The organism is Sulfurimicrobium lacus (assembly GCF_011764585.1).
Lineage (GTDB): Bacteria > Pseudomonadota > Gammaproteobacteria > Burkholderiales > Sulfuricellaceae > Sulfurimicrobium > Sulfurimicrobium lacus.
This window is the reverse complement of record NZ_AP022853.1, coordinates 1,151,728-1,174,157: the sequence shown is the minus strand read 5'-3', so window position 1 is coordinate 1,174,157 and position 22,430 is coordinate 1,151,728. Positions and strand designations below refer to the sequence as shown.

Below are 22,430 nucleotides of genomic sequence, written 5' to 3'. Positions count from 1 at the left end.
GAACACAGAGTTCACAGAGAGCTCGCAGGGTTGCCTGGTTTATCTCTGTGGCCTCTGTGTTCTCTGTGGCCAACTGCTTTTCCAGCCTCATTTTCCGCGCATGAACAGCTGGTCCAGCTCGGCCATGGAGATTTCGCGCCAGGTGGGCCGGCCGTGGTTGCACTGGTCGGCGCGCTCGGTGGCTTCCATCTCGCGCAGCAGGGCGTTCATTTCCGGGATCGCCAGCTTGCGGTTGGCGCGCACCGAGGCGTGGCAGGCCATGGTGGCGAGCAGCTGGTTGCGCCGTTCCGTCACCGCCCGGGTGGCGCCGAATTCGCGGATTTCCTTGAGCACGTCGCGCGCCAGCAGCACCGGGTCGGAATCCTGCAGCAGCACCGGCACGGCGCGTACCGCCAGCGTGGTGGGCGAGAGCACCGCCAGCTCGAAGCCCAGTTCCCCCAGCACTTCGCCGCACTCCGCGGCAGCGGCCACTTCCAGCTGGGTGGCGTGGAACGACACTGGGATCAGCAGCGGCTGGGCGCTGACGTTGTGGCTTTCCATCGCCGTCTTGAGCCGCTCGTAAGTGACCCGCTCGTGGGCGGCATGCATGTCCACCACGATCATGCCGCGCGCGCTCTGCGCCAGGATGTACACGCCGTGCAACTGGGCCATGGCGTAGCCGAGAGGCGGCGCTTCGGTTTCCGGCTGGGGCGCGGGCGCGCTGAAGGACGGCTCGGGCCAGGCGATCTGGCCGAACAGCGAGTGGTAAAGGTTGCTGCGCTCTTCCACCCCCAGCGGCATGCGCGTCTGGGTGGCGTAAACCGGCGCGGACGCATGGGGCGCCTGCTGCTGTGGCGGCTCGCTGCGGCGCGTGGCGATCGGCGCCGCCAGCGACTTGTTGAGCGCATGGTAGATCAGCTGGTGCACGGCGCGCGATTCGCGGAAGCGCACCTCGATCTTGGTGGGATGGACGTTGACGTCGACCATCTCGGGCGGTAGTTCGATGAACAGCACGAAAGCCGGGTGGCGGTCGTGGTGGATGATGTCGCGGTAGGCTTCGCGGACGGCGTGGGCGATCAGCTTGTCGCGCACGAAGCGGCCGTTGACGTAGACGTACTGGGCGTCGCGGCTGCCGCGCGAAAATCCCGGCAGACCGGCGAGGCCGTGCAGGCGCAGTCCGCCCGCGCCCTCCTCCACCGGCACCGCCGCCGCGGCGAACTCCTCGCCGAGCAAGGCCGTCGCGCGCTGCGCCAGGCTGGCCGCGGGCAGTTGCCAGATGCGGCGCCCGTTGTGCTGCAGGCCGAAACTCACGTCGGCGCGGCTCAGGGCCATGCGGCGGAAGGTTTCCTCGCAGTGACCGTACTCGGTGGCTTCGGTCTTGAGGAACTTGCGCCGCGCCGGGGTGTTGAAATAGAGGTCCTGCATCTCCGCCACCGTCCCGGCTTCCAGCGCCGCCGGCTGCAGGCCGGAAATATCCCCGCCGGCAGCCTCCATGCGCCAGGCGTGGCGCTCGCCCTGTTTGCGGCTGGTCAGCGCCAGGCGCGACACGGCGGCGATGCTGGCCAGCGCTTCGCCGCGAAACCCCAGGCTGCGCACGCTCTCCAGGTCGTCCAGCGAAGCGATCTTGCTGGTGGCGTGGCGCGACAGGGCCAGTTGCAATTGATCGCGGTCGATGCCGGCGCCGTTGTCCGCCACGCGCAGGGACTTCACCCCGCCCTGCTGCAAAGCGACGGAAATTTCGCCGCTGCCGGCGTCGAGGCTGTTTTCCATCAATTCCTTGAGCGCGGAAGCCGGGCGCTCGACCACCTCGCCCGCGGCGATCTGGTTGATGAGGAGGTCGGAAAGGAGATGGATGGAAGACATGAGGCCGCTATTATCGCACAGGCTTGACCGGCTATTTTACCTTGCCATGCGCCTGCGGCGCCGGGTCGCGCAAGGCCAGCTCAGGCAGGGAGAACGGCGCCAGGCGCTCGAGAAAATCGAGCAGTTCCAGCGCCGGCGAATTGAGGAAAAAGCGCGCCATGGGAAATTCCATCCACAGCCGGTCGGCGTAAACATACAGCTCGTAGGGATTGTCGCCGACCCCGTCGTGATCGCGGTCGAAGCCCTGGTAATCGTCCCAGTAATTGCCGAACCAGTCGTTGGCCAGGGGGTTTCCGCCCGGCGTCAGCATGGCCTGGATGAGGTTGTTCTCGAAATGATTGCGATGGATGGTGTGCCCGCCCTTCTCGCCGTAAAAATTGATGCCGATGATGTTGTGGGCGATATTATTGCCGTATAGGGTGATGCGGTTGATGGGGTCGGAGGGGGAATCGGCCATGATGGCGGTGCTGCAATGCGCGATGTCGTTGCCGTCCACCAGGCCGCTGCTGCTCTCCTTGAATACCACGGCGGCGCCACCGCCGTCCTGCACGTGCATGATGCTGTTGCGCCGCACCGTCACGCCCTCGGAGTTGATGACGACCACCCCGGTTGCGGTATGGCTGATGCGGTTTCCCTGCACCAGGTTGCGCGGCGAGAAAATGAAATGCACGGCGTAACGAGCATCGCGGATGGTGTTGGCGATAATGCGGTTATGCGCGGAATTGGCCACGGTCAGGTCGCGCACATGGGCGATATCGTTGCCCTCGATCACGTTCCACCGGCTGTACCACAGGCGCACCGCGTCGCCGCGCCCGGCCAGTTCGGCATCGCGGGAACGGATGCGGTTTTTGCTCAGACGGTTGTCGTTGGACTGCTTCAGAAATACGCCGAACAGCACGTCTTCGATCGTGTTGTGCTCGATCAGGTTGCCGTCCCCCTGCACCAGGATGGCGGCGTCGATCTGGTCGTGGGAATCGCCCGAGCGCACGATGCGCATGCCGCGCACCACCGCGCCGCCGGTCTGGAGCGTCAGCACCGTGCCCCGGCCGCCGCCATCCAGGGTGACCTTGCCGCCACCGTCCAGCACCATCGGGCGGTTGATCAGCGCCGGCCCGGCGTACACGCCCGGCGGGGGGCGCAGGGTGCCGCCGGGCGGCGTGGCATCGATCAGCGGCTGCAAGCCGGGCGCGGCCAGCGCCGGCAAGGAAAGGGCCAGAAGCCACATGCCGCGCGCGATAGCGAGGATTTCGCTCTTCATATCGCGACGCCGGCGACATCCCGGTCAACGAGAAAACCGGGGAGAATATGGACGGAAAACATAAGGGCTTAATTCTCCCACAAAACACCGCGGCACCGAACGTCTCCTGATTCCGGTTTATGATTCACATCATGAAACACGATTCAGCTGCAGGCACCCCCACCATCCTGTTCGGCGCCTTCGACCGCCACAACTTCGGCGACCTGCTGTTTCCGCATATCGCCGCGGCCTTGCTGGAAAATGAAAACCTGATCTTCGCCGGACTAGCGGAGCGGGACTTGCGCAGCCACGGCGGACATCAGGTCCGGGCGCTGGCACGGCTGGCAGCCGCCTGGGGTGAGCGGCCGGTGAACATCATCCACGTGGGCGGCGAGATCCTGAGCTGCGATGCCTGGCAGGCCGCGGTCATGCTGCTGCCGTCCGAACAGGCCCAAGGCACCATCGCCCGCCTCGACCGCCACCCGCGGGACAGGCTGGAGTGGGCGCACGCTCAGCTCGGCATCCCCGACCTGGCGCCCTATGCCCTGTCGCGGCAACTGTTCCCCCGTGCGGCCAGGGTCATCTACCACGGAGTCGGCGGCGTCGACCTGGCGCAACGCGAGCCGGCGCTGCGCCATGAAGTATTGGCCAAGCTGAAAGCCGCGGATACCGTGAGCGTACGCGACGAACTGACGCTGGCACCACTTTCCGCAGCCGGCGTCACGGCCGGCCTGGTACCCGACCCCGCCGCGATGGTGGCCGAACTGTTCGGCGCAAGAATTCGCCGTCAGGCTTTGCAGGGCGCCGCTGCCGGGATAGTGGACGCATTCCCCCAGGGATATATCGCGGTGCAGTTCAGCGCCGACTTCGGCGACGATGCCACCCTGGCGGAAATCGCCGCCCAGCTTGACCGCACAGCCCTTTCCAGCTGTTGCGGTGTAGTCTTTTTTCGTGCCGGCGCCGCGCCGTGGCATGACGACCTGGCATGTTTCGAGCGTGTCGCGGCACGCATGCAATCCGGGGTAAAAATTTTCTCCTCGCTCGACCTGTGGGACATCTGCGCGCTGATCGCCCACAGCCGCGCCTATTGCGGCAGCAGCCTGCACGGCCGGATCGTCGCCACGGCGTTCGCCCAGCCGCGCGTCAGCCTGCTGCATCCAGACCAGGAGGGCAAGGCGAGCAAGCAGGCCGCCTACGCGCGGACCTGGGAAGCCGCTGACGCGCCGCAGGTGGTCGGCGTAACGGGAATATGGCAAGGCATCACAGCGGCGCTGGCACAGGACAAAACCTCGCTCGCCGCACAAGCCGGGCACCTGAGCCGGCTGTACCGCGAAAGTTTCGACACACTGAGAAGCCGACTCGGTGTAAATCCCGCTAGGTAAACCGCGGCTTGATCACCGCCTCGTGGTAGCGGAAGGCGTCCTGCATGTTCTCGCGCAGTTGGTCGTCCTCCCACGGCTTGGTGAGGAATTTGTAGACTGCGCCGGCGTTGATCAGGCGGGTGATCGATTCCAGGTCGGTGTATCCCGACAGCACGATGCGCACCGTGTCGGGGTAGAGTTCCTTGACCCGCGCGATGAACTCGGCGCCGCTCATTTCCGGCATGCGCTGGTCGGTAACGACCACCTGCACCGGGTTGGTGGCCAGCAGGTCGAGCCCTTCCCGACCGCTGCCGGCGGTGAGGATGCGGTACCCGCTGCGGCGCAAGGAACGCTTGAGGGCGGCGAGAATATTGGCGTCGTCGTCGACGAACAGGATGGTCCTCTCGCCGGACACCTTGTCGGAGATGGATATGGATTTCCCGGCCCGCAACAGGTCGGCGAATTCGCTCGCCGGGAGCGGCTTGCTGAAATGATACCCCTGCATTTCATCGCAATGATTCATGCTCAGGTAGCCCAGCTGGGTCTCGGTTTCCACACCCTCGGCCACCACCCGCAGCTGCAGGCGGTGCGCCAGCGCGATGGTGGAGACGGCGATGGCCGCGGAGGTCGGCTCCGTCACGATGTCGCGCACGAACGACTGGTCGATTTTCAGCGTGTCGATGGGGAAACGGCTCAGGTAGGCCAGGCTGGAGTAACCGGTGCCGAAATCGTCGAGCGAGAGCGTCACGCCGATGGCCTTCAGATTCCGCAGCTGCGCCACGGCTTCGTCGGGCCGCGCCATGAGCATGCTCTCGGTCAGCTCCAGATCCAGGTATTTCGCCGCCACGCCGTGCTTTTCCAGCGCTCGGGTCACGACACTTTCCAGGTCGCCGGAAAAGAACTGCCGGGCCGAAACGTTGACCGACATGCAGATATCGCCTAAACCCTCGTCGGACCAGGCCCGGATCTGGCGACAGGCGTCGTCGATCACCCACGCGCCGATCGGGATGATGAGTCCGGTTCTTTCTGCTGCCGGAATGAACATCAGCGGGAACACCAGGCCGTGGCCATTGCGCTGCCAGCGCAGCAGGGCTTCCGCGCCGCACACCTGCCCGGTGTGCAGGTCGACCTTGGGCTGGTAATGAAGCAGCAGTTCGCCGCGCTCCGCGGCACTTCGCAGCGCGTTTTCCAGTTCCAGCCGGTCGAGGGTGTCGGCGTTCATGTTGCCGGTGTAGAAACAGAATTGGTTGCGCCCGTTCCCCTTGGCCTGATACAGCGCCGTATCGGCATTGCGCACCAGTTCGGTGGCCGTCGTCCCGTCGCTGGGGAACAGGCTGATGCCGATGCTGCCGCCGAGGTAGACCTCGCGCCCGCCGTCCAGCCTGAACGGCATGGCCAGCAGGCTCACCACGTCCTGCGCCAGGACCGCCGCATCCTGGGGGTCAGCCAAGTGTTCCAGCAGCAGACCGAACTCGTCTCCGCCCAGCCGTGCCATGGTTTCATCCTCGTGCAGACGTTGCCGCACGCGTTCGGCCACCAGTTGCAACAGCGCGTCCCCGGCCGGGTGGCCCAGGCTGTCGTTGATGTCCTTGAAGCCGTCGAGATCGAGCAGCAGCACCGCCACGCGACGGCCGAACTGGGCCGCGCCCTGCAGCGCGTGTTCCAGGCGCGACTGGAACAGCAGCCGGTTCGGCAGATCGGTCAGGGGGTCGTAGTGGACGAGGTGCGCCAGGCTTTCCTCGGAGCGCCTGAGCTGGCTGATGTCGGTGGAAACGCCGACGTAATGGGTGACCGTCCCGCTGCCGTCGCGCACCGCGCTGATGGTGATCCATTCCGGGTAAACCTCGCCGTTCTTGCGGCGGTTCCAGATTTCCCCCTGCCAGTAGCCGTTTTCGCTCACGCCGGTCCACATCGCCTGGTAAAAGGTGCGATCGTGCCGGCCGGAGCGGAGAATGCTGGGCTTCTGGCCCAGGACTTCTTCGTCGCTGTAACCCGTGATCTCGCGATAGGCGCGGTTGACTGCCACGATATTGGCGTCCGGATCGGTGATGACCACCCCGTCGCGCGTGCTTTCGAACACCATGGCGGACTGGCGCAGCTTGTCCTCGACCAGCTTGCGCGCCGAGATGTCCTGCTTGACGGCGATGAAATGACGGATCACGCCGGCATCGTCCGGCACCGGTGTGATGGTCATTTCCTCGTGGTACAGGCTGCCATCCCCGCGCCGGTTGACCAGTTCGCCGCGCCAGACATTGCCCGCCAGTATGGTCTGCCACAGGGACTGGTAAAACGCCGGGCCTTGCTTGCCCGACCGGGTGAGATCCTTGGGGTTTTTGCCGATGATTTCTTCCAGGCGATAACCTGTCAGCGCCATGAAGGCCGGATTGGCCCACTGCACCACGGCATCGGTATCGGTGATCACGATGGCGTTGGCAGCGGCTTCCAGGGCCGCGCTCAGCAAGCGCAACTGGGCCTCGGCCTGCTTGCGCTCGGTGATGTCGACCTGTACCCCATCCCACACGATATCCCCATCGTGCAGCACCTCGGGCATGGCTTCGACCTTCATCCAGCGAACCTCGCCCCTCACCACCACGCGTCCCTCCCAGTGGTAGGGCTGCACATCGTGCCGGGCATTTTCCACACTAGCGAGAAAGCCGGGCAGATCGTCCGGATAAATACGTTCGAAGACCGCGCCGGTGTCGGCCAGCGCAGCCTCCATGTCCACGCCGCTCATCTCGCAAAAGCGCGGGCTGACATATTCGAAGCGCTGCCCTCCATCGCGCGGCATGCACAGACGGTAAACGCCCACCGGGATATGCGCCGCCAGTCCGTCGTACCTGCGCTTGCTCTTTTGCAAGGCTACCTGCTCGCGCGCCAGCGCTTCCAGCTGCGCGGTGCGTTCCGCCACCCGCTGCTCCAGTTCGGCGTTGAGCTGACGGATTTTTTCCTCGGCGCGCTTGCGTTCGGTGATGTCCTGCACAGTGGCGACCATCAGTTCCACCGTACCGTCGGCACGACGCACGGCACGGCCATCCAGGCTGGCATTGATGACAGCACCATCCTTGCGGATGAAGCGCTTTTCCAGCTGGAAACCATTGATCTCGCCGGCGAGCATGCGTTCGAACTGGGTTATGTTTGCCGCAAGGTCGTCGGGATGGGTCAGTTCCGACCAGGTCAGGCCCAGGAGTTCATCGCGCGAATAGCCCAACATCTCGCACAGGCAGTCGTTGACATGCAGAAAACGCTTGCTGGGCGGAGAAGTAATGGACATGCCGATGAAGGGCAGATCGTAAAAAAGCTTGATCTGCTGGTCCTTTTCCGCCGCCTGGGCCGCCAGTTCCAGGCCATGGGTGCGCAGTTGCTGGCGCCACAGCATCATCACCGCCGCCGCCACGGCACCGACTGCGACCAGCGCCACCAGGCTGATGGCAAGCCCCAGCTTGTTGAGCGGCGCCAGCATTTCATCGCGGTCCACTTTCGCCACCAGGAACCAGGACGTGCCATTTACCGGACGCACCGCCGCAAGCACGGGGACGCCACGGTAATCAACGCCTTCCAGGGTTTGCGCCTTGCCGGAACGAATGGCCATGGCAGCAGGCAGGGCGGCGATATCTAGCGGGAGGCGGTAGGAAAGCGCGGTGATTTTGCGGTGGCGCAAATCGTTGAGAAACAGGACGGAATCGCCATCGCGGCGCGCCAGTATGGATTCTGCACTGGGGCTGGGCGTCGGCCAGCTTTGCACCAGGGGAAAGAGGAAGCCCTCGACCGGCGCGCGCAGCACCACCGCGCCTATCCGCCGTTGCACGCCCGCATCGGAGAGGATGAGGGGCACGACATAATCGAGGCGAACGCTGCCGAGCCGGTCCCGGTACAGCTCGCTCACTTGAATTTTCCCCGTGAGCAGGGCTTCCGGCAACAGTTTGGTGCGCGTCAGGTCCAGCGTGTCGGGACGTGCATCGCCTGCCAGCATGCGGCGCCCCTGCGTGTCCAGAAGCTCGATGTCGTAGTGCTCCACGCGCCTCAGCGTATCCAGGCGGTTCCTGAAGTTCCTGCCGGATCTGGCGTCGCCGGTTAGCCGCCAGCGCTCGACGCATTCGATGAAAGACGTGCTCTCTGCAAGCACCTCGGCATCGGCCCGCCGCTCACCCATCCAGGCCTCGATCTGCCCGGTCTTCATTTCGGCAATGGCGGCCAGATCGGCTTGCGCGGCTGCCTGAATGCGCAGCGCCTGCATCCGTACAACGCCGTATGCGACCGACATCACGATCAGCGCCAGGCCAAGGAATACGCCGACCAGGTAGCGCACCTTGGGCGCGGGCCGGGGCAATTCCTCGAAACCGGCGCTCCTGCCCCGCAGCAGCAGGTAGAGCAACAAGGCGGTCACAACGACAAAAAGTATGCCCTTCGCCTGGCTGATCCAGATCAGCAGGGCAGGATCGTTGACTGTGGGGTTCAGCAAATGGTCGGAAGCGAGGATCCACAGCGAAGCGAAAACCAGATACAGCAACGCGACACGCACCGCATTGACAGAAGATGGGCTACTGGTGCCTTTTACTGAGGTCATGGCGCGACCGTGGATGGAAAAAATGAAAAATCATTTTACCCCGATGCAAGGCAATGACAAGACGATAAAAAAGGTGCCTCTACTGACTACTGGCGTGAAGCAGAATGCAAACATAGCCATTTCGTCACCGGGGCGGATCAGCCCACGGCACTGGCGCAGCCGAGATTTAAAGCCGGAGCCTGCACGGCGCGTCAGAAAAATGAAAGGTCAATAAGGCATAATAGGTAAAAATTGCCCAGACCCTGGTGGCAGGAGAATACCGACATGCCAACTGAAACGACTACCGACCACCCGCCCAGCCAGGAAACCCTGCTTCAGCTCTTGCAGAAGCACAAGCTGGTCAGCGACATGCTGCACAAGCAGGACATGCCGCGCCATGAACTGGTCGAGTCGCTGGTGCGCAAGCAGAACCTGGTGCAACTGCACCAGACGCTGGAAAAGATAGACCCGGTAGAGATCGCTCACCTGCTGGAAGACCTGCCGCCGGAAGACCAGTTGTTCATCTGGGATCAGGTAGCCGAAGACCGGAAGGAAGCCGTGCTGCGGGAAATGACGCTCGACGTGCTGCAAGTGCTGGGACACCGCGAGTTCAAGAAAGAGCGCTCCGGCATCAAGGCCTTTGAACTGAACGAGGGGCGCCTGCGTGAAATTGCTATCAATACGCGGGAAGGACTGGTCGAGACCAAACCGATCTGGGTCGACCTGGTCGACCCCTCGTTCGAGGAACGCGTGTGGGTGGGCGATTTTTTCGGCATCGATTTGCCCGACCCGGACCGCCTGGGCGACCTGGAATCGAGCGCGCGCTTCTACGTGGAAGAAAACGGCGAAATTCACCTGCACTCGGACTTCCTGCTCGACCGCGAGGACATCTCCCGCAACGTGGGCGTGGCCTTCATCCTCTACAAGGACATCCTGTTCTCGGTGCGCAAGGAAGAACTGCCGGTGTTCCGTTTGCAGCGCCTGCGCGCGCTGTCGCAACCCAACTACGTGACCGATGCGCGCGACGTGCTGCTGGACCTCTACGCCGCGGACGCGGAATATTCCGCCGAGGCGCTGGAGGACGTGTACCGCGGACTGGAAACCGTGGGCAAACAGGTGCTCAGCAAGAAAATGAGCGACGAAGACGCGGCCACCATGCTGACGGCGATCGCCCATGAAGAGGTTCTCAACGGGCTGATTCGCCGCAATGTGCTGGATACGCGCCGCGCGGTTTCATTCCTGATGCGCAGCCGCTTTCTGGTCAAGCAGCAACTGGACGACGCGCAGCAAATCCTGCGCGACATCGAGTCGCTCGACGGGCACACCACCTTCCTGTTCGGCAAGATCAACTTCCTGATGGATGCCACGGTCGGTTTCATCAACATCAACCAGAACAAGGTGATCAAGCAGCTGACGGTGCTCAGCGTGGTGTTCATGCCGCTCAACATCATTGCCGGGGTCGGCGGCATGTCGGAATTCTCGATGATGACCCAAGGCATCCCCTGGCCCATCTCCTACGGCGCCTTCACCATCGGACTAGGCATCGTCGCCTGGATCACCTATCTGCTGCTGCGCTTCTTTGAAAACCGCAAGCTGCGCAACACTTCGACAGCAGTCAGCAAGACGCCGGACTGAACCTGAAAGCGCACGGGCACACAGTCCGTCGCGCCCGCTACTGCCAGCCAAAGCGCCTGGTGTAATAGCGCTTCATCCCCTGCGTCAGCACCATGTAGCCGGCCAGCACGACTATCAGAACCGGGAAGTAGGCCAGCGGCAGCGCCTGTAGCTTGAAGTAGTGGGCGAAAGGTCCCATCGGAATGAAGATGCCGACCGCCATGATCAGTCCGGTCGTCACCAGCAGGGCGGTGCCCGGGCGGCTCTGGATGAAGGGAATTTTCTGCGTGCGAATCATGTGCACCACCAGGGTTTGGGTCATCAGCCCTTCGACGAACCAGCCGGACTGGAACAAGGTCTGGTGCGCCGGCGAGTTTGCGCCGAAAACGAACCACATGATGCAATAGGTCGCGATGTCGAAGACCGAGCTGACCGGCCCGAAGAACAGCATGAATCTGCCGATGTCCCCCGGGTTCCAGCGCTGCGGATTTTTCACGAGCTCATCGTCCACGCTGTCAAAGGGGATCGCGATCTGCGAGATGTCGTAAAGCAGATTCTGGGTAAGCAGGTGCATCGGCAACATCGGCAGAAACGGGATGAAAGCGCTCGCCACCAGCACCGAGAACACGTTGCCGAAGTTGGAGCTGGCCGTCATCTTGATGTATTTGAGCATGTTGGCGAAGGTCTTGCGGCCTTCGATCACGCCCTCCTCCAGCACCATCAGGCTCTTTTCCAGCAGGATGATGTCGGCCGCTTCCTTGGCGATATCCACCGCCGTGTCCACCGAGATGCCGATGTCGGCGGTGCGCAACGCCGGCGCGTCGTTGATGCCGTCGCCCATGAAGCCCACCACGTGGCCGTTGGCCTTGAGGAGCCGGACGATGCGCTCCTTGTGGGACGGCGTCAGCTTGGCGAAGATGTTGTGCGTTTCCACTGCGCGCGACAGTTCGGCATCGCTCATCCGCTCCACGTCGGCGCCGAGCAGGACCGTATCCGCCGGCAGCCCCACCCCGCGGCAGATTTTGGCCGTCACCAGTTCGTTGTCGCCGGTCAGCACCTTGACCGCGACGCCGTGCGCGGCCAATGCCTTGAGCGCCGGGGCCGTGGATTCCTTTGGTGGATCAAGGAACGCCACGTAGCCGATCAGGGTCAGGTCGCTTTCATCGGCGACCGCATAAGTGTCCTTGTCGGGCGGCATTTCCCTGGAGGCCACCGCCACCACGCGCAGGCCGTCCTCGTTGAGATCAGCGGTGACGGCGCGAACGCGCGCCAGCAATTCCGCCGTCAGGGGCTCGTCGGCCTCGCCGTGGCGGACCCGGCTGCAGACGCTGAGAATCTCCTCCACCGCGCCCTTGCAGATGAGCAGGTGATGCCGGTCGTGCTCGGCGACCACCACCGACATGCGCCGGCGGGTGAAATCGAACGGAATTTCGTCCACTTTGCGGAAGGCCGTCGCCACTTCCAGTTCGCGATGCACTTCGACATGTTCCAGCACCGCCACGTCCAGCAGGTTCTTCAGGCCGGTCTGATAGTAGCTGTTGAGGTAGGCGGATTCCAGCACGTCGTCGGATTCCTTGCCCCAGACATCGGTATGGTTGGCCAGGAAAATCTTGTCCTGGGTGAGCGTTCCGGTCTTGTCGGTGCACAGCACGTCCATGGCGCCGAAGTTCTGGATCGCGTCCAGGCGCTTGACGATCACTTTCTGGCGGGACAGGATCACGGCGCCCTTGGCCAGGGTCGAGGTGACGATCATCGGCAGCATTTCCGGTGTCAGCCCGACGGCGATGGACATGGCGAACAGGAATGCCTCCGTCCAGTCGCCCTTGGTGAAGCCGTTGATGAACAGCACCAGCGGCGACATCACCATCATGAAGCGGATGAGCAGCCAGGCCACCTTGTTGACGCCCGACTGGAACTGGGTAGGCGTCCGGTCCGTGCTGGTGACGCGTTGCGCCAGCGCGCCGAAATAGGTGCGGTTGCCGGTGCTGACCACGACGGCAGTGGCCGAACCGGAGACGACGTTGGTGCCCATGAACAGGATGTTTTCCAGTTCCAGCGGGTTGCTCATGGCACCGTCCCGCAGCCGCACGAACTTCTCCACCGGCAGCGATTCACCGGTCATGGCCGCCTGGCTGACAAACAGGTCCTTGGCCGAATGCACGCGGCAGTCGCCGGGAATCATGTCGCCGGCGCACAGCACCACCAGGTCGCCGGGCACGAGCTGCCTGATCGGCACCTCCACCTTGCGCGGCTCCTTGGGGTGCAGCCTGACGTCGAAATAGCGTCGCGCGTCTTCCATCGCGTCTTCGGCCAGGTCATGCCGGATGACGGTAGCGGTATTGCTCACCATCGCCTTCAGCTTGTCGGCAGCCCGGTTGGACTTGCTTTCCTGCCAGAAGCGGATGAACACCGATATCGCCACCATCGAACCAATGACGATGGTCGCCTTGAGGTCTTCGGTGACATAGGAGATCACCGCCAGCAGGGTGAGCAGCAGGTCGAAGGGCGTCTTGTAGCAATGCCAGAGGTGCAGCCACCAAGGCAGCGGCTTTTCCTGCTCGATCTCGTTCAGGCCGAAGCGCTCGCGTGCGGCCTCGGCCTGCGCCTCGCTCAGGCCGTGCGGGTGCGAATCCAGCTGCTTGAGCAGCGCGTCGGGATCGCTTTTGGCGGCGGCGATCAGTGTCTGGGACAGTGTCGGCGGCACCTCGCGGCTGACGCCGGTTCCTGCCAGGCTGTCGAGCAGCAGCAGGCGGCGGAAATGACGGCCGATACCGCGGGTGCGCACGAAACCCGCGAAGAGTTCTTTCAGGATGGTGAATCTCATGTGTTTTCCTGCATTGACAAGACAAACGCGCTACCCTGAACCCGGCGTTTGTGATGGATCACTCTCGGCGGATGAGGCCATCCGCGCGTTCAGGGAAGGACTGCTGCGGAATCCAACCCATTGACCGTTTGATCCCCGGCCGGCACCGCCTTGCTGCTGCCACGCAGGGAAATCCAGTTCTTGATGGCTAGCATCGCCCCCAGCCCGAGGAAAGCGCCGGGCGGCAGAACGGCATACAGCATGCCCTCGTAGTCCGGCACCACCGTAATCACCCAGCTCTTCGCCGCTTCGCCGAACACCATGTTGATGCCGGAAAACAGCGTGCCTTGGCCGAATACCTCGCGAATACCTCCCAACACGCCGAGGACGATGGTCGCCCCGATGCCCATCATCAGCCCGTCCACGAGGGAAGGCAGAACGGGGTTCTTGGCGGCGAACACTTCCGTCCGCCCGAGCACGCTGCAGTTCGCGACGATGAGCGGGATGTAGATTCCCAGCACCAGATAGAGATGATGAACATAAGCGTTCATGGCCAAATCGGTCAGCGTGACGAGCGCCGCGATAATGAGGATGAACACCGGGATACGGACCTCGCCGGGAACCACTTTGCGCGCCAGCGAGACGATGCCGTTGCTCATGGTCATCACGAAAGTCGTCGCCAGCCCGAGGCCGACGCCATTGACCACCGAAGTGGTCACGGCCAGCAAGGGGCACAGGCCCAGCAACTGGACGAGGCCGACGTTGTTTTTCCACAAGCCGTTCCAGACGATTTCTTTGTAACTCATACGCCCTCCTACACTTTGACCAGGCCGGCGAACCCCATGAACGCCAGGCTCAGCAGGCTGGCCGTCGCCATGGCGATCGGGCCGCCCTTGAATATTTCCGGGACCGAGGCGCCTTCCAGGCGTTCGCGCATGGAAGCGAACAACACCAGCACCAGGCTGAATCCGGTGGCGCCGCCGAAACCGAACAACAGGGACTCGATGAAATTGTGATTTTCCTGGGCGTTGAGCAGGGGAATGCCCAGCACGGCGCAATTGGTCGTAATCAGGGGCAGGTAGATGCCCAGCGTCTGGTACAGCAAGGGGCTGGATTTCTTGACGTACATCTCGGTCAGCTGCACCACCGAAGCGATTGCCACGATGAACGAAAAAGTACGCAGATAGGCCAGATCCGGGCCGAGCAGGTAGGTGTCGATGAGATAGCTGGTGCCCGACCCCACCGTGAGCACGAACGCCGTCGCAAAGCCCATGCCGGTCGCCACTTCCAGCCTTTTGGTCACACCAAAAAACGGGCACATGCCGAGGATTTTCGCCAGCGCGATGTTATTGACGAAGACCGTGCCGATCAGGATAAGAAAATATTTTTCCATGGCGGCAGTTATCTAAGGTTGTTCCGAAATAAAGGGCAAGGCGTCGAAACCGTCAAACGATACAGCACGCAGCTTACACAGGCCTTTCGTGCGCCGATGCCTGCGGATGAATCGTATCCAGGCATGACTCGTCGCGGCGCCATGCCAGGAGAATAGAAACCGGTTGATTTTTCGAAGACGCTGCGTCAGCATGCGGCTATTTGCGCAAGGCTGCCATGCAAGCAATTCAGAATTTGATCGACAACGTCGAGAAGGTCATCGTCGGCAAGCGGCCGGTGATCGAACTGGCCGTCGTTTCCCTGCTGTGCCGCGGGCACGTTTTGCTGGAAGACGTGCCGGGCACCGGCAAGACCATGCTGGCCCGCGCCCTGGCGCGCTCGGTGGCGGTCGACATGAAGCGCCTGCAATGCACGCCCGACCTGCTGCCCTCCGACATCACCGGCGTGCCGATCTACAACCAGAAGAGCGGCGATTTCGAGTTCCGCCCCGGCCCGGTGTTCACCCACATCCTGCTCGCCGACGAGATCAACCGCGCCACGCCGCGCGCCCAGTCGGCGCTGCTGGAATGCATGGAAGAGTTCCGCGTCAGCGTGGACGGCATCACCTACGACCTGCCCAAGACCTTCATGGTGCTGGCGACGCAGAACCCCATCGACATGGCCGGCACCCACACCCTGCCCGAAGCCCAGCTCGACCGCTTCCTGGTGCGCCTCTCGGTCGGCTACCCGACGCTGCGGGAGGAACTGCGCATCCTCAGCGACCAGGCCCAGGTTCACCCCATCGAGACGCTGCAGCCGGTGACCAGCGAGACCGAAGTGCTGGCCGCGCGCGAAGCGGTCAAGGCCGTGCACCTGTCGCCGGAAGTGGCCGAATACGCCGTGCGCATCGCCGCCGCCACGCGCAGCCACGCCGACCTGCGCCTCGGCGCCAGCCCGCGCGGCACGCTCGCCCTGGCGCGCGGCGCGCAAGGACTGGCCTTCCTGCGCGGACAGTCCTATGTCACGCCGGACGTGGTAAAAGCCATGGCCGGCCCGGTGCTGGAGCACCGCCTCATCCTCCGCCCCCAGGCGGCCGCCATGGGCCAGAACGTGCACGGCATCCTGCAAAGCATCCTCGAACAACTGCCGCCACCAGTTTAAGTTGGAGTACCCGAGTTGAACGTCGCTTTAAATACCTTACTGGCAATGGTTGTGTTTGCGCCAATCTGGATTCTCCGACAAAAGTCTCTGTCCATCCAGTGGCCGATCCGCTACCTGCTGGCAATCCTCCCTGCCATGTATACCGGCTTGGGCTGGCAGTTTGCTGTCTTTGCGTACACCCCTCTTGGCTGCCAAGGTGGGATGAAAAACCTTCACTCTTGTTGGGTGGGAGGTGTCGATATCACACCGTTGGTAGATCACGGTTTCTTCCTGATGATCCCATTCTTCTTTTTTGCCGGACCATTATCATTGTGGCTCCTGTTGAACAATGCCGCCGAACAGATAGGGGCTTGGCATCAGAAACAGAACTCCCCGACCCGCAAAAAATGAAAAAAACTCATCAGCCTCTCCCCACCTGGCCATCGCGCTATTTCAAGCCACTGGTGCTGCTCTTCCTCATCCTGGTGGCCTACATGGCGGCGCTCAACCGCGACCAGGCCTTACCCTGGGCAATTGCCGCGCTGCTTTCCGCCACCCTGATTACCGGGGTTTCCTGGCCGCACTGGCTGGTGAAGCGGCTCTCGGTGACGCGCAGCGGGCCGCAAAGGGCGGGCGAGGGCGACACCGTCACCTTCCATGTCGAAGTGGAGAACCACGGCTGGCTGCCGCGCTTCATGGTGGAGCTGGTGGACCGCCTGCCCTTCGTCGGCGCGGCGGACGGCACGGCCAGCCAGGGCGAAAAGATGCTCGGCGTGGCGGCTTATGTGCCGGGCGGCGGCAAGCGGCGCTTCGACGTGCCGCTGCTGTGCGAGAAGCGCGGCTTCTACCGCCTCGGTCCGGTCGGCCTGGCCTCCAGCTTTCCCCTCGGGCTGGCCGAGGCGCGCCAGAGCCGCCAGGACGGCGTGCAGACCCTGACCATCTATCCCGAAGTGTTTCCCATCGTCGCCCTGCCGCTGCGCGGCGCACCCAGCCAGATCCACCGCGGCGGCTTTCTGCTGCCGGAGGGCGCGGGAGCGGCCGAGTTCAGCGGCCTGCGCGAATACCGCCGCGGCGACAACCCGCGCCACGTGCACTGGCCGACCACGGCGCGGCGCAACGAACTGATGGTCAAGGAATTCGAACCGCTGGCTTCCGCCTGCCTGTATATCGCCCTGGACCTCGCGCTCGGCGCGAATCTCGGCAAGGGCAAGCACGCCACGCTGGAATACGCGGTCAGGATCGCCGCCTCGGTGGCGAAATACGCCTGCGCCAACAGCATCCCCACGCGCCTGATCGGCCAGGGCGCGCGCCCGCTCTACCTGCCCGCCGGCACCGGCGACCAGCACTACCGCGCCATGCTGGACGAGCTCGCCGTGGTGGACGCGGACGGCGCGACGCCCTACGCCCGGGTGTTGGAGAACGTCGCGCTGGACTGTCAGCCGGGCGAGACGGTGCTGGTCTTTCTATCCCATCCCGAAGCGCAGTCCGCGCCAACCCTGCAGGCGCTGGCATTGCTGCAGGCACGCGACGCCCACCTGCTGGCGGTCGATTTCGACCGGGCGTCCTTCCTCTCGAGCAGCAAGCCGACGGCGGCCAGTCCCCTTGCCTCAGGAAGCCTGCTCGAACTCGGCGCGCATTGCCTCCCGGTGCGCTGCGGCGACGACCTGGTCACCCTGTTCAACCAATGAGCCCGCCCCTCACCTATTTCCCCGCCTACCTCGGCCTGTTCGCCGCGCAGGTGCTGGCGCTGACCTGCAACGCCTTTCTCGACATCCAGTACGGCGGTTTCGGCACCGAAGTGCTGATCTGGACGCTCGCTTTCGGCTTCACCCTGCGCATCGGCTGGCGCCAGCAGGGACAGCTCGAAGAGAGCGGGCGCAAGGCGCAGAAAACCGCGCTGATCGGCGGGCTGCTGCTGTCCGTGTTCCTCTTCATCCCGATGTGGGGCTTCCCGCGCGCCGGGCTGTACATGCTGGCGGCGCTGCAGGCGGCCTACAACTGCGTCCTGGTCAGCCGGCGCCAGCTGCACATGAGCCTGGTGATCGCGGTGGTGATGGTGATGTTCGCCGCCAGCCACTACCGCGCCGACTGGACCCTGCTGTTCTACCTGGTGCCGTTCGTGACGGCTGTGGTGTTCACGCTGGTGGCCGAGCAGATCAACCGCCGCACCCTCGCCCTGCGCGAACAGAGCCTGGGACAGGGCGTCGCCGGCGGCCAGGGCGTCGCCATTGCCGCAGCGACGGCGACCATCCTCCTGATCGGCGCCCTGCTTTATGCCGTCACGCCCCAAGCCACCTGGGAAACCCTGCAATGGCGCTATGGCCAGGCGGCCCCGGTCGGGCCGGGCGGACATCTGGTCCAGATGGGCCAGGGCGGGAGTGGCGACGGCATGGGGTCCGGCGGCACGGGGCCAGCCGGGAGCGGCCTCGGCGGCAGCGGCATGGGCAGCGGCTGGCCCTCGCCCGGCGACATGCGCAAGGCGGCCAGCCGCGCCGGCATGCCCCACTGGCAGGCGGGCGCCATCAACGCCATAGCGGACCTTTCCGAACAGGTCGGCAAAATCATGGCCCCGGTGATGAAGAAGCTGGCCGACCTGTGGGACGCGCTGAAGAAATGGCTCAAGGCGCATCAGGACGCGGTGCTGGCCGGCCTGGTCGCGCTCGCCCTGCTCGCCATCCTGTTCGCGCTGTGGCGCCTGCTGCGCGAGGCCAGGGCGGGCACCTGGCTGCGCACCCGCCTCGATTACCTGCGTTATGGCGTCCTCGGTTACCACGCCGGCGGCGAACGGGGCGCGCGGCAACTGTATGGCGCGGTGGAGCGCATTTTCTCCCTCAACGACCTGGCCCGCGCCCGCTCCGACAACACGCGCGAATACCTCGCCCAGCTGTGCGCCCTGCACGGCGACCTGCGCCCGGAACTGGGAGAACTGACGCGCCTGTTCGAGGACGCCCGCTACGGCAGGGAGCAGCCCGATGCGGCACGGCTGGAAACCATGCGCGGACTGTACCGGCGGATTTATCGGATGGCGTGGTAGGGCCTTCCCGGGACTCACTTTGTTGTAAATTCCTGACCTAAATCAATTTTCGACACCACCAAAGACGATTAGAATTGCAGCGTCCAGTCGCTTCAATTCCGAGATGGTGTTGCATGAAAATCCCCGTCGCCCTGTCAGCCCAATCCCCTAGCGCCGAAATGGCACGCCGTGCCGGCGTCGGTTTTTCCGTGATTTTCATCGCCCTCGCGCTCTACCTGTTGAGCCCCGGCGCACGCGCCGCCGGCAGCGAAAGCGCCCCGGAACTGATGGGCGTCTGCGCCACCTGCCACGGCGACTTCGGCCAGGGCGGGGCGCGCGGCGAATACCCGCGTCTGGCCGGGCTGCCGGCGAAGTACATCGAGAGTCAGCTGAAAAGCTTCCGCGCGCGCAAACGCATCAACATCCCGATGTTCCCCTATACCGAGGAACGCGAACTGTCCGACGAGGACATCCGCGCCATTTCCGGCTATCTGTCGGGCATCACCTTGCCGACCGCACAACCCAAATTCAAGGGCGACGAGGACGCGCTGACCCGTCTGCAGATGATGGAAAAAGTCATGATCGTCCCCCGTGTCGAGGGCGATATCGCCAACGGCGGCAAGATTTACCAGAAGGAGTGCTATACCTGCCACGCCAAAGACGGGCGGGGCCGGGGCTCGTTTCCCATGCTGGTGGGACAATACTCGAATTATCTCAGGAAGCAGGTCAACAGTTACCTCAAGGGCGAGCGTGCGCACGATGAAGAAGACTCACGCGGCATCCTTGCCGAGCTGAAAGACACCGATATCCGCGACATCCTGGCTTACCTCACTTCGATCCAGCCGCAGGAGTAGTGACTCGAAGGAGTCAGCTTCGCACCGAACCTGTTCGTTCCCGTCGTTGCAAGGCTCAGTGGTTATGCAGCTTTTCCTGTAGCCACACTTTGATGAGCGATTGATACGGCACATCGCGAGAATTGGCGGCAGCCTTGATCGAATCCAGAAGGTGCTGCGGCAGACGCAGGGAAATGGTTTTCGTGGTGGGTTTCAGGTTGGGCAACACAGCCCGCTGGGCTTTCGTCCAGTCGAGATATTCCGTGGAGTCGTGTTTTTCCCAAAAGGCGCGCTCTTCTGCCTCATTTGCGAACTGGGGGACGGCTTTAAGTTGTTTGCTCATAAATCTTGCGCTCCTTGCGGTGCATGTCTCTGGCCGAAATTACGCGAATCTTTTCGCCGGCTTTGCGCAGAGTGAACGTGATGTGCAATGTTCGTCCTTCGTCCGTCTTGCCCAAAGCGTGGAAACGGGATTCACCCTGACTGTGCTTGCCATCGGCAAGCAGCAGGAGAGGATCATTGAAAAAAATCTGCTCTGCTTCTGCCGTTGAAACATCGTGTTTGTCGTTCTTGCGGGCGTTTCCGTCATCCCAGTCGAAGCCGGTGATTTTGGCCAGATCTATCATTTTTGTATACTATGAAAATATACATTCAAAAGCAAGTTCAGCGATCGCGAACAAATGTGCTCATGCACACCCACATTGCCACTTAGCGTAAAAAAGGGCGCCGCGGCGCCCTTTTTCGTTTCAGTCCAATTGGTTACATCGTCAGCCACAACTCGTTGAGCCGGCGCACGAAGGTCGCCGGGTCTTCCAGCTGCCCGCCTTCGGCCAGCAGCGCCTGGTCGAACAGGATGTGGCTCCAGTCGCTGAACTTGTCGCTGTCGGCCTGGTCCTTGAGGCGCTGCACCAGCGCGTGCTTGGGGTTGATTTCGAGGATCGGCTTGGTGGTCGGCACGTTCTGGCCCGCCGCCTTCAGCAGACGCTCCAGGTTACCGCTCATGTCGTGCTCGCCCGCCACCAGGCAGGCCGGGGACGAGGTCAGGCGGTGCGAAATGCGCACTTCCTTGACCTGCTCGCCCAGGCTGTCCTTGATCTTGTCGGTGAGGCCCTTGAAGGCGTCGGCTTCCTGCTCCTGTTCCTTCTTCTCTTCCTCATCCGCCATCTTGCCCAGGTCGAGGTCGCCCTTGGCCACGGACTGCAGCTTCCTGCCGTCGAACTCGGTGAGGTGGGAGACCATCCACTCGTCCACGCGCTCGGCCAGCAGCAGCACTTCCACGCCCTTGGCGCGGAAGATTTCGAGGTGCGGGCTGCTTTTGGCCGCGGCGAAAGTGTCGGCCGTGACGTAATAGATCTTGTCCTGGCCTTCCTGCATGCGCCCGATATAGTCCGCCAGGGAGACGCTCTGCTCTTCGCTGTCGGTCTTGGTGGAGGAAAAACGGATCAGCTTGGCGATGCGCTCCTTGTTGGCGAAGTCCTCGCCCACGCCTTCCTTGATGGCGCGGCCGAATTCCTTCCAGAACGTGGCGTATTTTTCCGCCTGGTTCTCGGCCAGGTCTTCCAGCATGCCCAGCACTTTCTTCACCGATCCGCCGCGGATGGCTTCGATATCCTTGCTTTCCTGCAGGATTTCGCGCGACACGTTGAGCGGCAGGTCGTTGGAGTCGATCACCCCGCGGATGAAGCGCAGGTAGTAGGGCATGAGCTGCTTGGCGTCGTCCATGATGAACACGCGGCGCACGTAGAGCTTGATGCCGTGGCGCTGCTCGCGGTCCCACAGGTCGAACGGCGCGTGGGCGGGCACGTACAGCAGCTGGGTGTATTCCTGCTTGCCTTCCACCTTGGCGTGAACGTAGGCCAGCGGGGCCTCGAAGTCGTGCGCCACGTGCTTGTAGAATTCCTCGTACTGCTCCGGTGTGACCTCGCTCTTGGGGCGCGCCCACAGGGCGGAAGCCTGGTTGACGGCTTCGTCCTCGTCCTTGACCACGGTTTCCTTCTTCTCGGCGTCCCACTCTTCCTTGTTCATCACGATGGGCAGGGTGATGTGGTCGGAATATTTGCGGATGATGGTTTTCAGCTGCCAGCTGGAGAGCAGCTCGTCCTCGCCTTCGCGCAGGTGCAGGATCACATCGGTGCCGCGGCCGGCCTTCTCCACCGTTTCCAGCGTGTAGTCGCCCTCGCCCGCGGATTCCCACTTCACCGCGTGCTCGGCGCCCAGACCGGCACGGCGGGTGACCAGGGTGACCTTGTCGGCGACGATGAAGGCGGAATAGAAGCCCACGCCGAACTGGCCGATCAGGTGCGCGTCCCTGGCCTGGTCGCCGGAAAGCGCCTCGAAGAACTGGCGCGTGCCGGATTTGGCGATGGTGCCGATGTGCTCGATCACTTCCTGGCGGTTCATGCCGATGCCGTTGTCGGAGATGGTGACGGTGCGCGCAGCCTTGTCGAAGGCGATGCGGATTTTCAGTTCGGGGTCGCTTTCCCACAGCGCGTCGTCGGACAGCGCCTCGAAGCGCAGTTTGTCCGCCGCATCCGAGGCGTTGGAAATCAGTTCGCGCAGGAAAATCTCCTTGTTGCTGTACAAGGAGTGGATCATCAGCTTCAGCAGTTGTTTGACTTCGGCCTGAAAGCCCAGCGTTTCTTTGTGTGCTTCTACGGTCATGGTGCTCGTTCT

17 protein-coding genes are annotated in these 22,430 nt (G+C 63.2%); 8 read left to right on the top strand and 9 right to left on the bottom strand.

Going from position 1 to position 22,430, the window contains the following annotated elements; genetic code table 11:
• Positions 1 to 87 precede the first annotated feature (87 nt).
• Together mutL and nosD are read right to left on the bottom strand one after the other, a co-directional pair.
• On the bottom strand, positions 88 to 1,842 hold the full coding sequence (gene mutL, locus SKTS_RS05925) for a DNA mismatch repair endonuclease MutL (protein ID WP_173061712.1): 1,755 nt from the start codon (positions 1,840 to 1,842) through the stop codon (positions 88 to 90).
• Positions 1,843 to 1,873: 31 nt separating this feature from the next.
• Positions 1,874 to 3,100 carry a nitrous oxide reductase family maturation protein NosD gene (nosD, locus tag SKTS_RS05920; RefSeq protein WP_173061708.1) on the bottom strand — a complete coding sequence of 409 codons (1,227 nt, stop codon included), beginning with the start codon at positions 3,098 to 3,100 and terminating at the stop codon, positions 1,874 to 1,876.
• A 131-nt stretch (positions 3,101 to 3,231) separates the two neighbouring features.
• On the opposite strand from nosD, the gene SKTS_RS05915 reads away from it, so the two are divergent.
• Positions 3,232 to 4,461 carry a polysaccharide pyruvyl transferase family protein gene (locus SKTS_RS05915; RefSeq protein ID WP_173061705.1) on the top strand — a complete coding sequence of 410 codons (1,230 nt, stop codon included), beginning with the start codon at positions 3,232 to 3,234 and terminating at the stop codon, positions 4,459 to 4,461.
• Here the strand turns inward: SKTS_RS05915 and SKTS_RS05910 are convergent.
• Complete coding sequence (locus SKTS_RS05910; RefSeq protein WP_173061702.1) at positions 4,454 to 9,004, bottom strand: PAS domain S-box protein; 4,551 nt, start codon at positions 9,002 to 9,004, stop codon at positions 4,454 to 4,456. The two genes, SKTS_RS05915 and SKTS_RS05910, sit on opposite strands and share 8 nt — an antisense overlap.
• Before the next feature lie 13 nt (positions 9,005 to 9,017).
• On the opposite strand from SKTS_RS05910, the gene SKTS_RS05905 reads away from it, so the two are divergent.
• Both SKTS_RS05905 and SKTS_RS05900 read left to right on the top strand, forming a co-directional pair.
• On the top strand, positions 9,018 to 9,218 hold the full coding sequence (locus SKTS_RS05905) for a hypothetical protein (protein ID WP_173061699.1): 201 nt from the start codon (positions 9,018 to 9,020) through the stop codon (positions 9,216 to 9,218).
• 50 nt (positions 9,219 to 9,268) lie between these two features.
• A complete protein-coding gene (locus SKTS_RS05900) occupies positions 9,269 to 10,618 on the top strand; it encodes a magnesium and cobalt transport protein CorA (protein ID WP_173061696.1) in 1,350 nt (449 codons plus the stop codon).
• 37 nt (positions 10,619 to 10,655) lie between these two features.
• Here SKTS_RS05900 and mgtA read toward each other — a convergent pair whose 3' ends face one another.
• The 3 genes from mgtA to rsxA form a co-directional block, all read right to left on the bottom strand.
• The gene (mgtA, locus tag SKTS_RS05895; protein WP_173061693.1) at positions 10,656 to 13,421 is read right to left on the bottom strand and encodes a magnesium-translocating P-type ATPase; all 2,766 of its coding nucleotides are present in this window, start codon (positions 13,419 to 13,421) and stop codon (positions 10,656 to 10,658) included.
• A gap of 89 nt (positions 13,422 to 13,510) precedes the next feature.
• On the bottom strand, positions 13,511 to 14,206 hold the full coding sequence (locus tag SKTS_RS05890; protein WP_173061690.1) for an electron transport complex subunit E: 696 nt from the start codon (positions 14,204 to 14,206) through the stop codon (positions 13,511 to 13,513).
• 8 nt (positions 14,207 to 14,214) lie between these two features.
• Positions 14,215 to 14,793, bottom strand: coding sequence for an electron transport complex subunit RsxA (rsxA, locus tag SKTS_RS05885; RefSeq protein ID WP_173061687.1), 579 nt, complete (start codon positions 14,791 to 14,793; stop codon positions 14,215 to 14,217).
• A gap of 215 nt (positions 14,794 to 15,008) precedes the next feature.
• Between rsxA and SKTS_RS05880 the strand changes: the two genes are divergently transcribed.
• From SKTS_RS05880 to SKTS_RS05860, 5 genes are all read left to right on the top strand, one after another.
• Positions 15,009 to 15,932 (top strand): AAA family ATPase, encoded by a 924-nt coding sequence (locus SKTS_RS05880; protein ID WP_173061684.1) that lies wholly within the window; start codon positions 15,009 to 15,011, stop codon positions 15,930 to 15,932.
• A 15-nt stretch (positions 15,933 to 15,947) separates the two neighbouring features.
• On the top strand, positions 15,948 to 16,322 hold the full coding sequence (locus SKTS_RS05875) for a hypothetical protein (protein WP_173061681.1): 375 nt from the start codon (positions 15,948 to 15,950) through the stop codon (positions 16,320 to 16,322).
• The gene (locus SKTS_RS05870; protein ID WP_173061679.1) at positions 16,319 to 17,599 is read left to right on the top strand and encodes a DUF58 domain-containing protein; all 1,281 of its coding nucleotides are present in this window, start codon (positions 16,319 to 16,321) and stop codon (positions 17,597 to 17,599) included. The genes SKTS_RS05875 and SKTS_RS05870 overlap by 4 nt, the downstream gene beginning before the upstream one ends.
• The gene (locus SKTS_RS05865) at positions 17,596 to 18,945 is read left to right on the top strand and encodes a DUF4129 domain-containing protein (RefSeq protein WP_173061676.1); all 1,350 of its coding nucleotides are present in this window, start codon (positions 17,596 to 17,598) and stop codon (positions 18,943 to 18,945) included. The genes SKTS_RS05870 and SKTS_RS05865 overlap by 4 nt, the downstream gene beginning before the upstream one ends.
• 113 nt (positions 18,946 to 19,058) lie before the next feature.
• Positions 19,059 to 19,778, top strand: coding sequence for a c-type cytochrome (locus SKTS_RS05860; RefSeq protein WP_198420433.1), 720 nt, complete (start codon positions 19,059 to 19,061; stop codon positions 19,776 to 19,778).
• A gap of 55 nt (positions 19,779 to 19,833) precedes the next feature.
• Here the strand turns inward: SKTS_RS05860 and brnA are convergent, their stop codons facing one another.
• The 3 genes from brnA to htpG all read right to left on the bottom strand — a co-directional run bounded on the left by brnA (position 19,834) and on the right by htpG (position 22,418).
• Positions 19,834 to 20,100, bottom strand: a complete 267-nt coding sequence (brnA, locus tag SKTS_RS05855; protein ID WP_173061674.1) for a type II toxin-antitoxin system BrnA family antitoxin — start codon at positions 20,098 to 20,100, stop codon at positions 19,834 to 19,836.
• Positions 20,084 to 20,383 (bottom strand): BrnT family toxin, encoded by a 300-nt coding sequence (locus SKTS_RS05850; protein ID WP_173061671.1) that lies wholly within the window; start codon positions 20,381 to 20,383, stop codon positions 20,084 to 20,086. The genes brnA and SKTS_RS05850 overlap by 17 nt, the downstream gene beginning before the upstream one ends.
• A 133-nt stretch (positions 20,384 to 20,516) precedes the next feature.
• The gene (gene htpG, locus SKTS_RS05845; protein ID WP_173061668.1) at positions 20,517 to 22,418 is read right to left on the bottom strand and encodes a molecular chaperone HtpG; all 1,902 of its coding nucleotides are present in this window, start codon (positions 22,416 to 22,418) and stop codon (positions 20,517 to 20,519) included.
• Between the last annotated feature and the right edge of the window lie 12 nt (positions 22,419 to 22,430).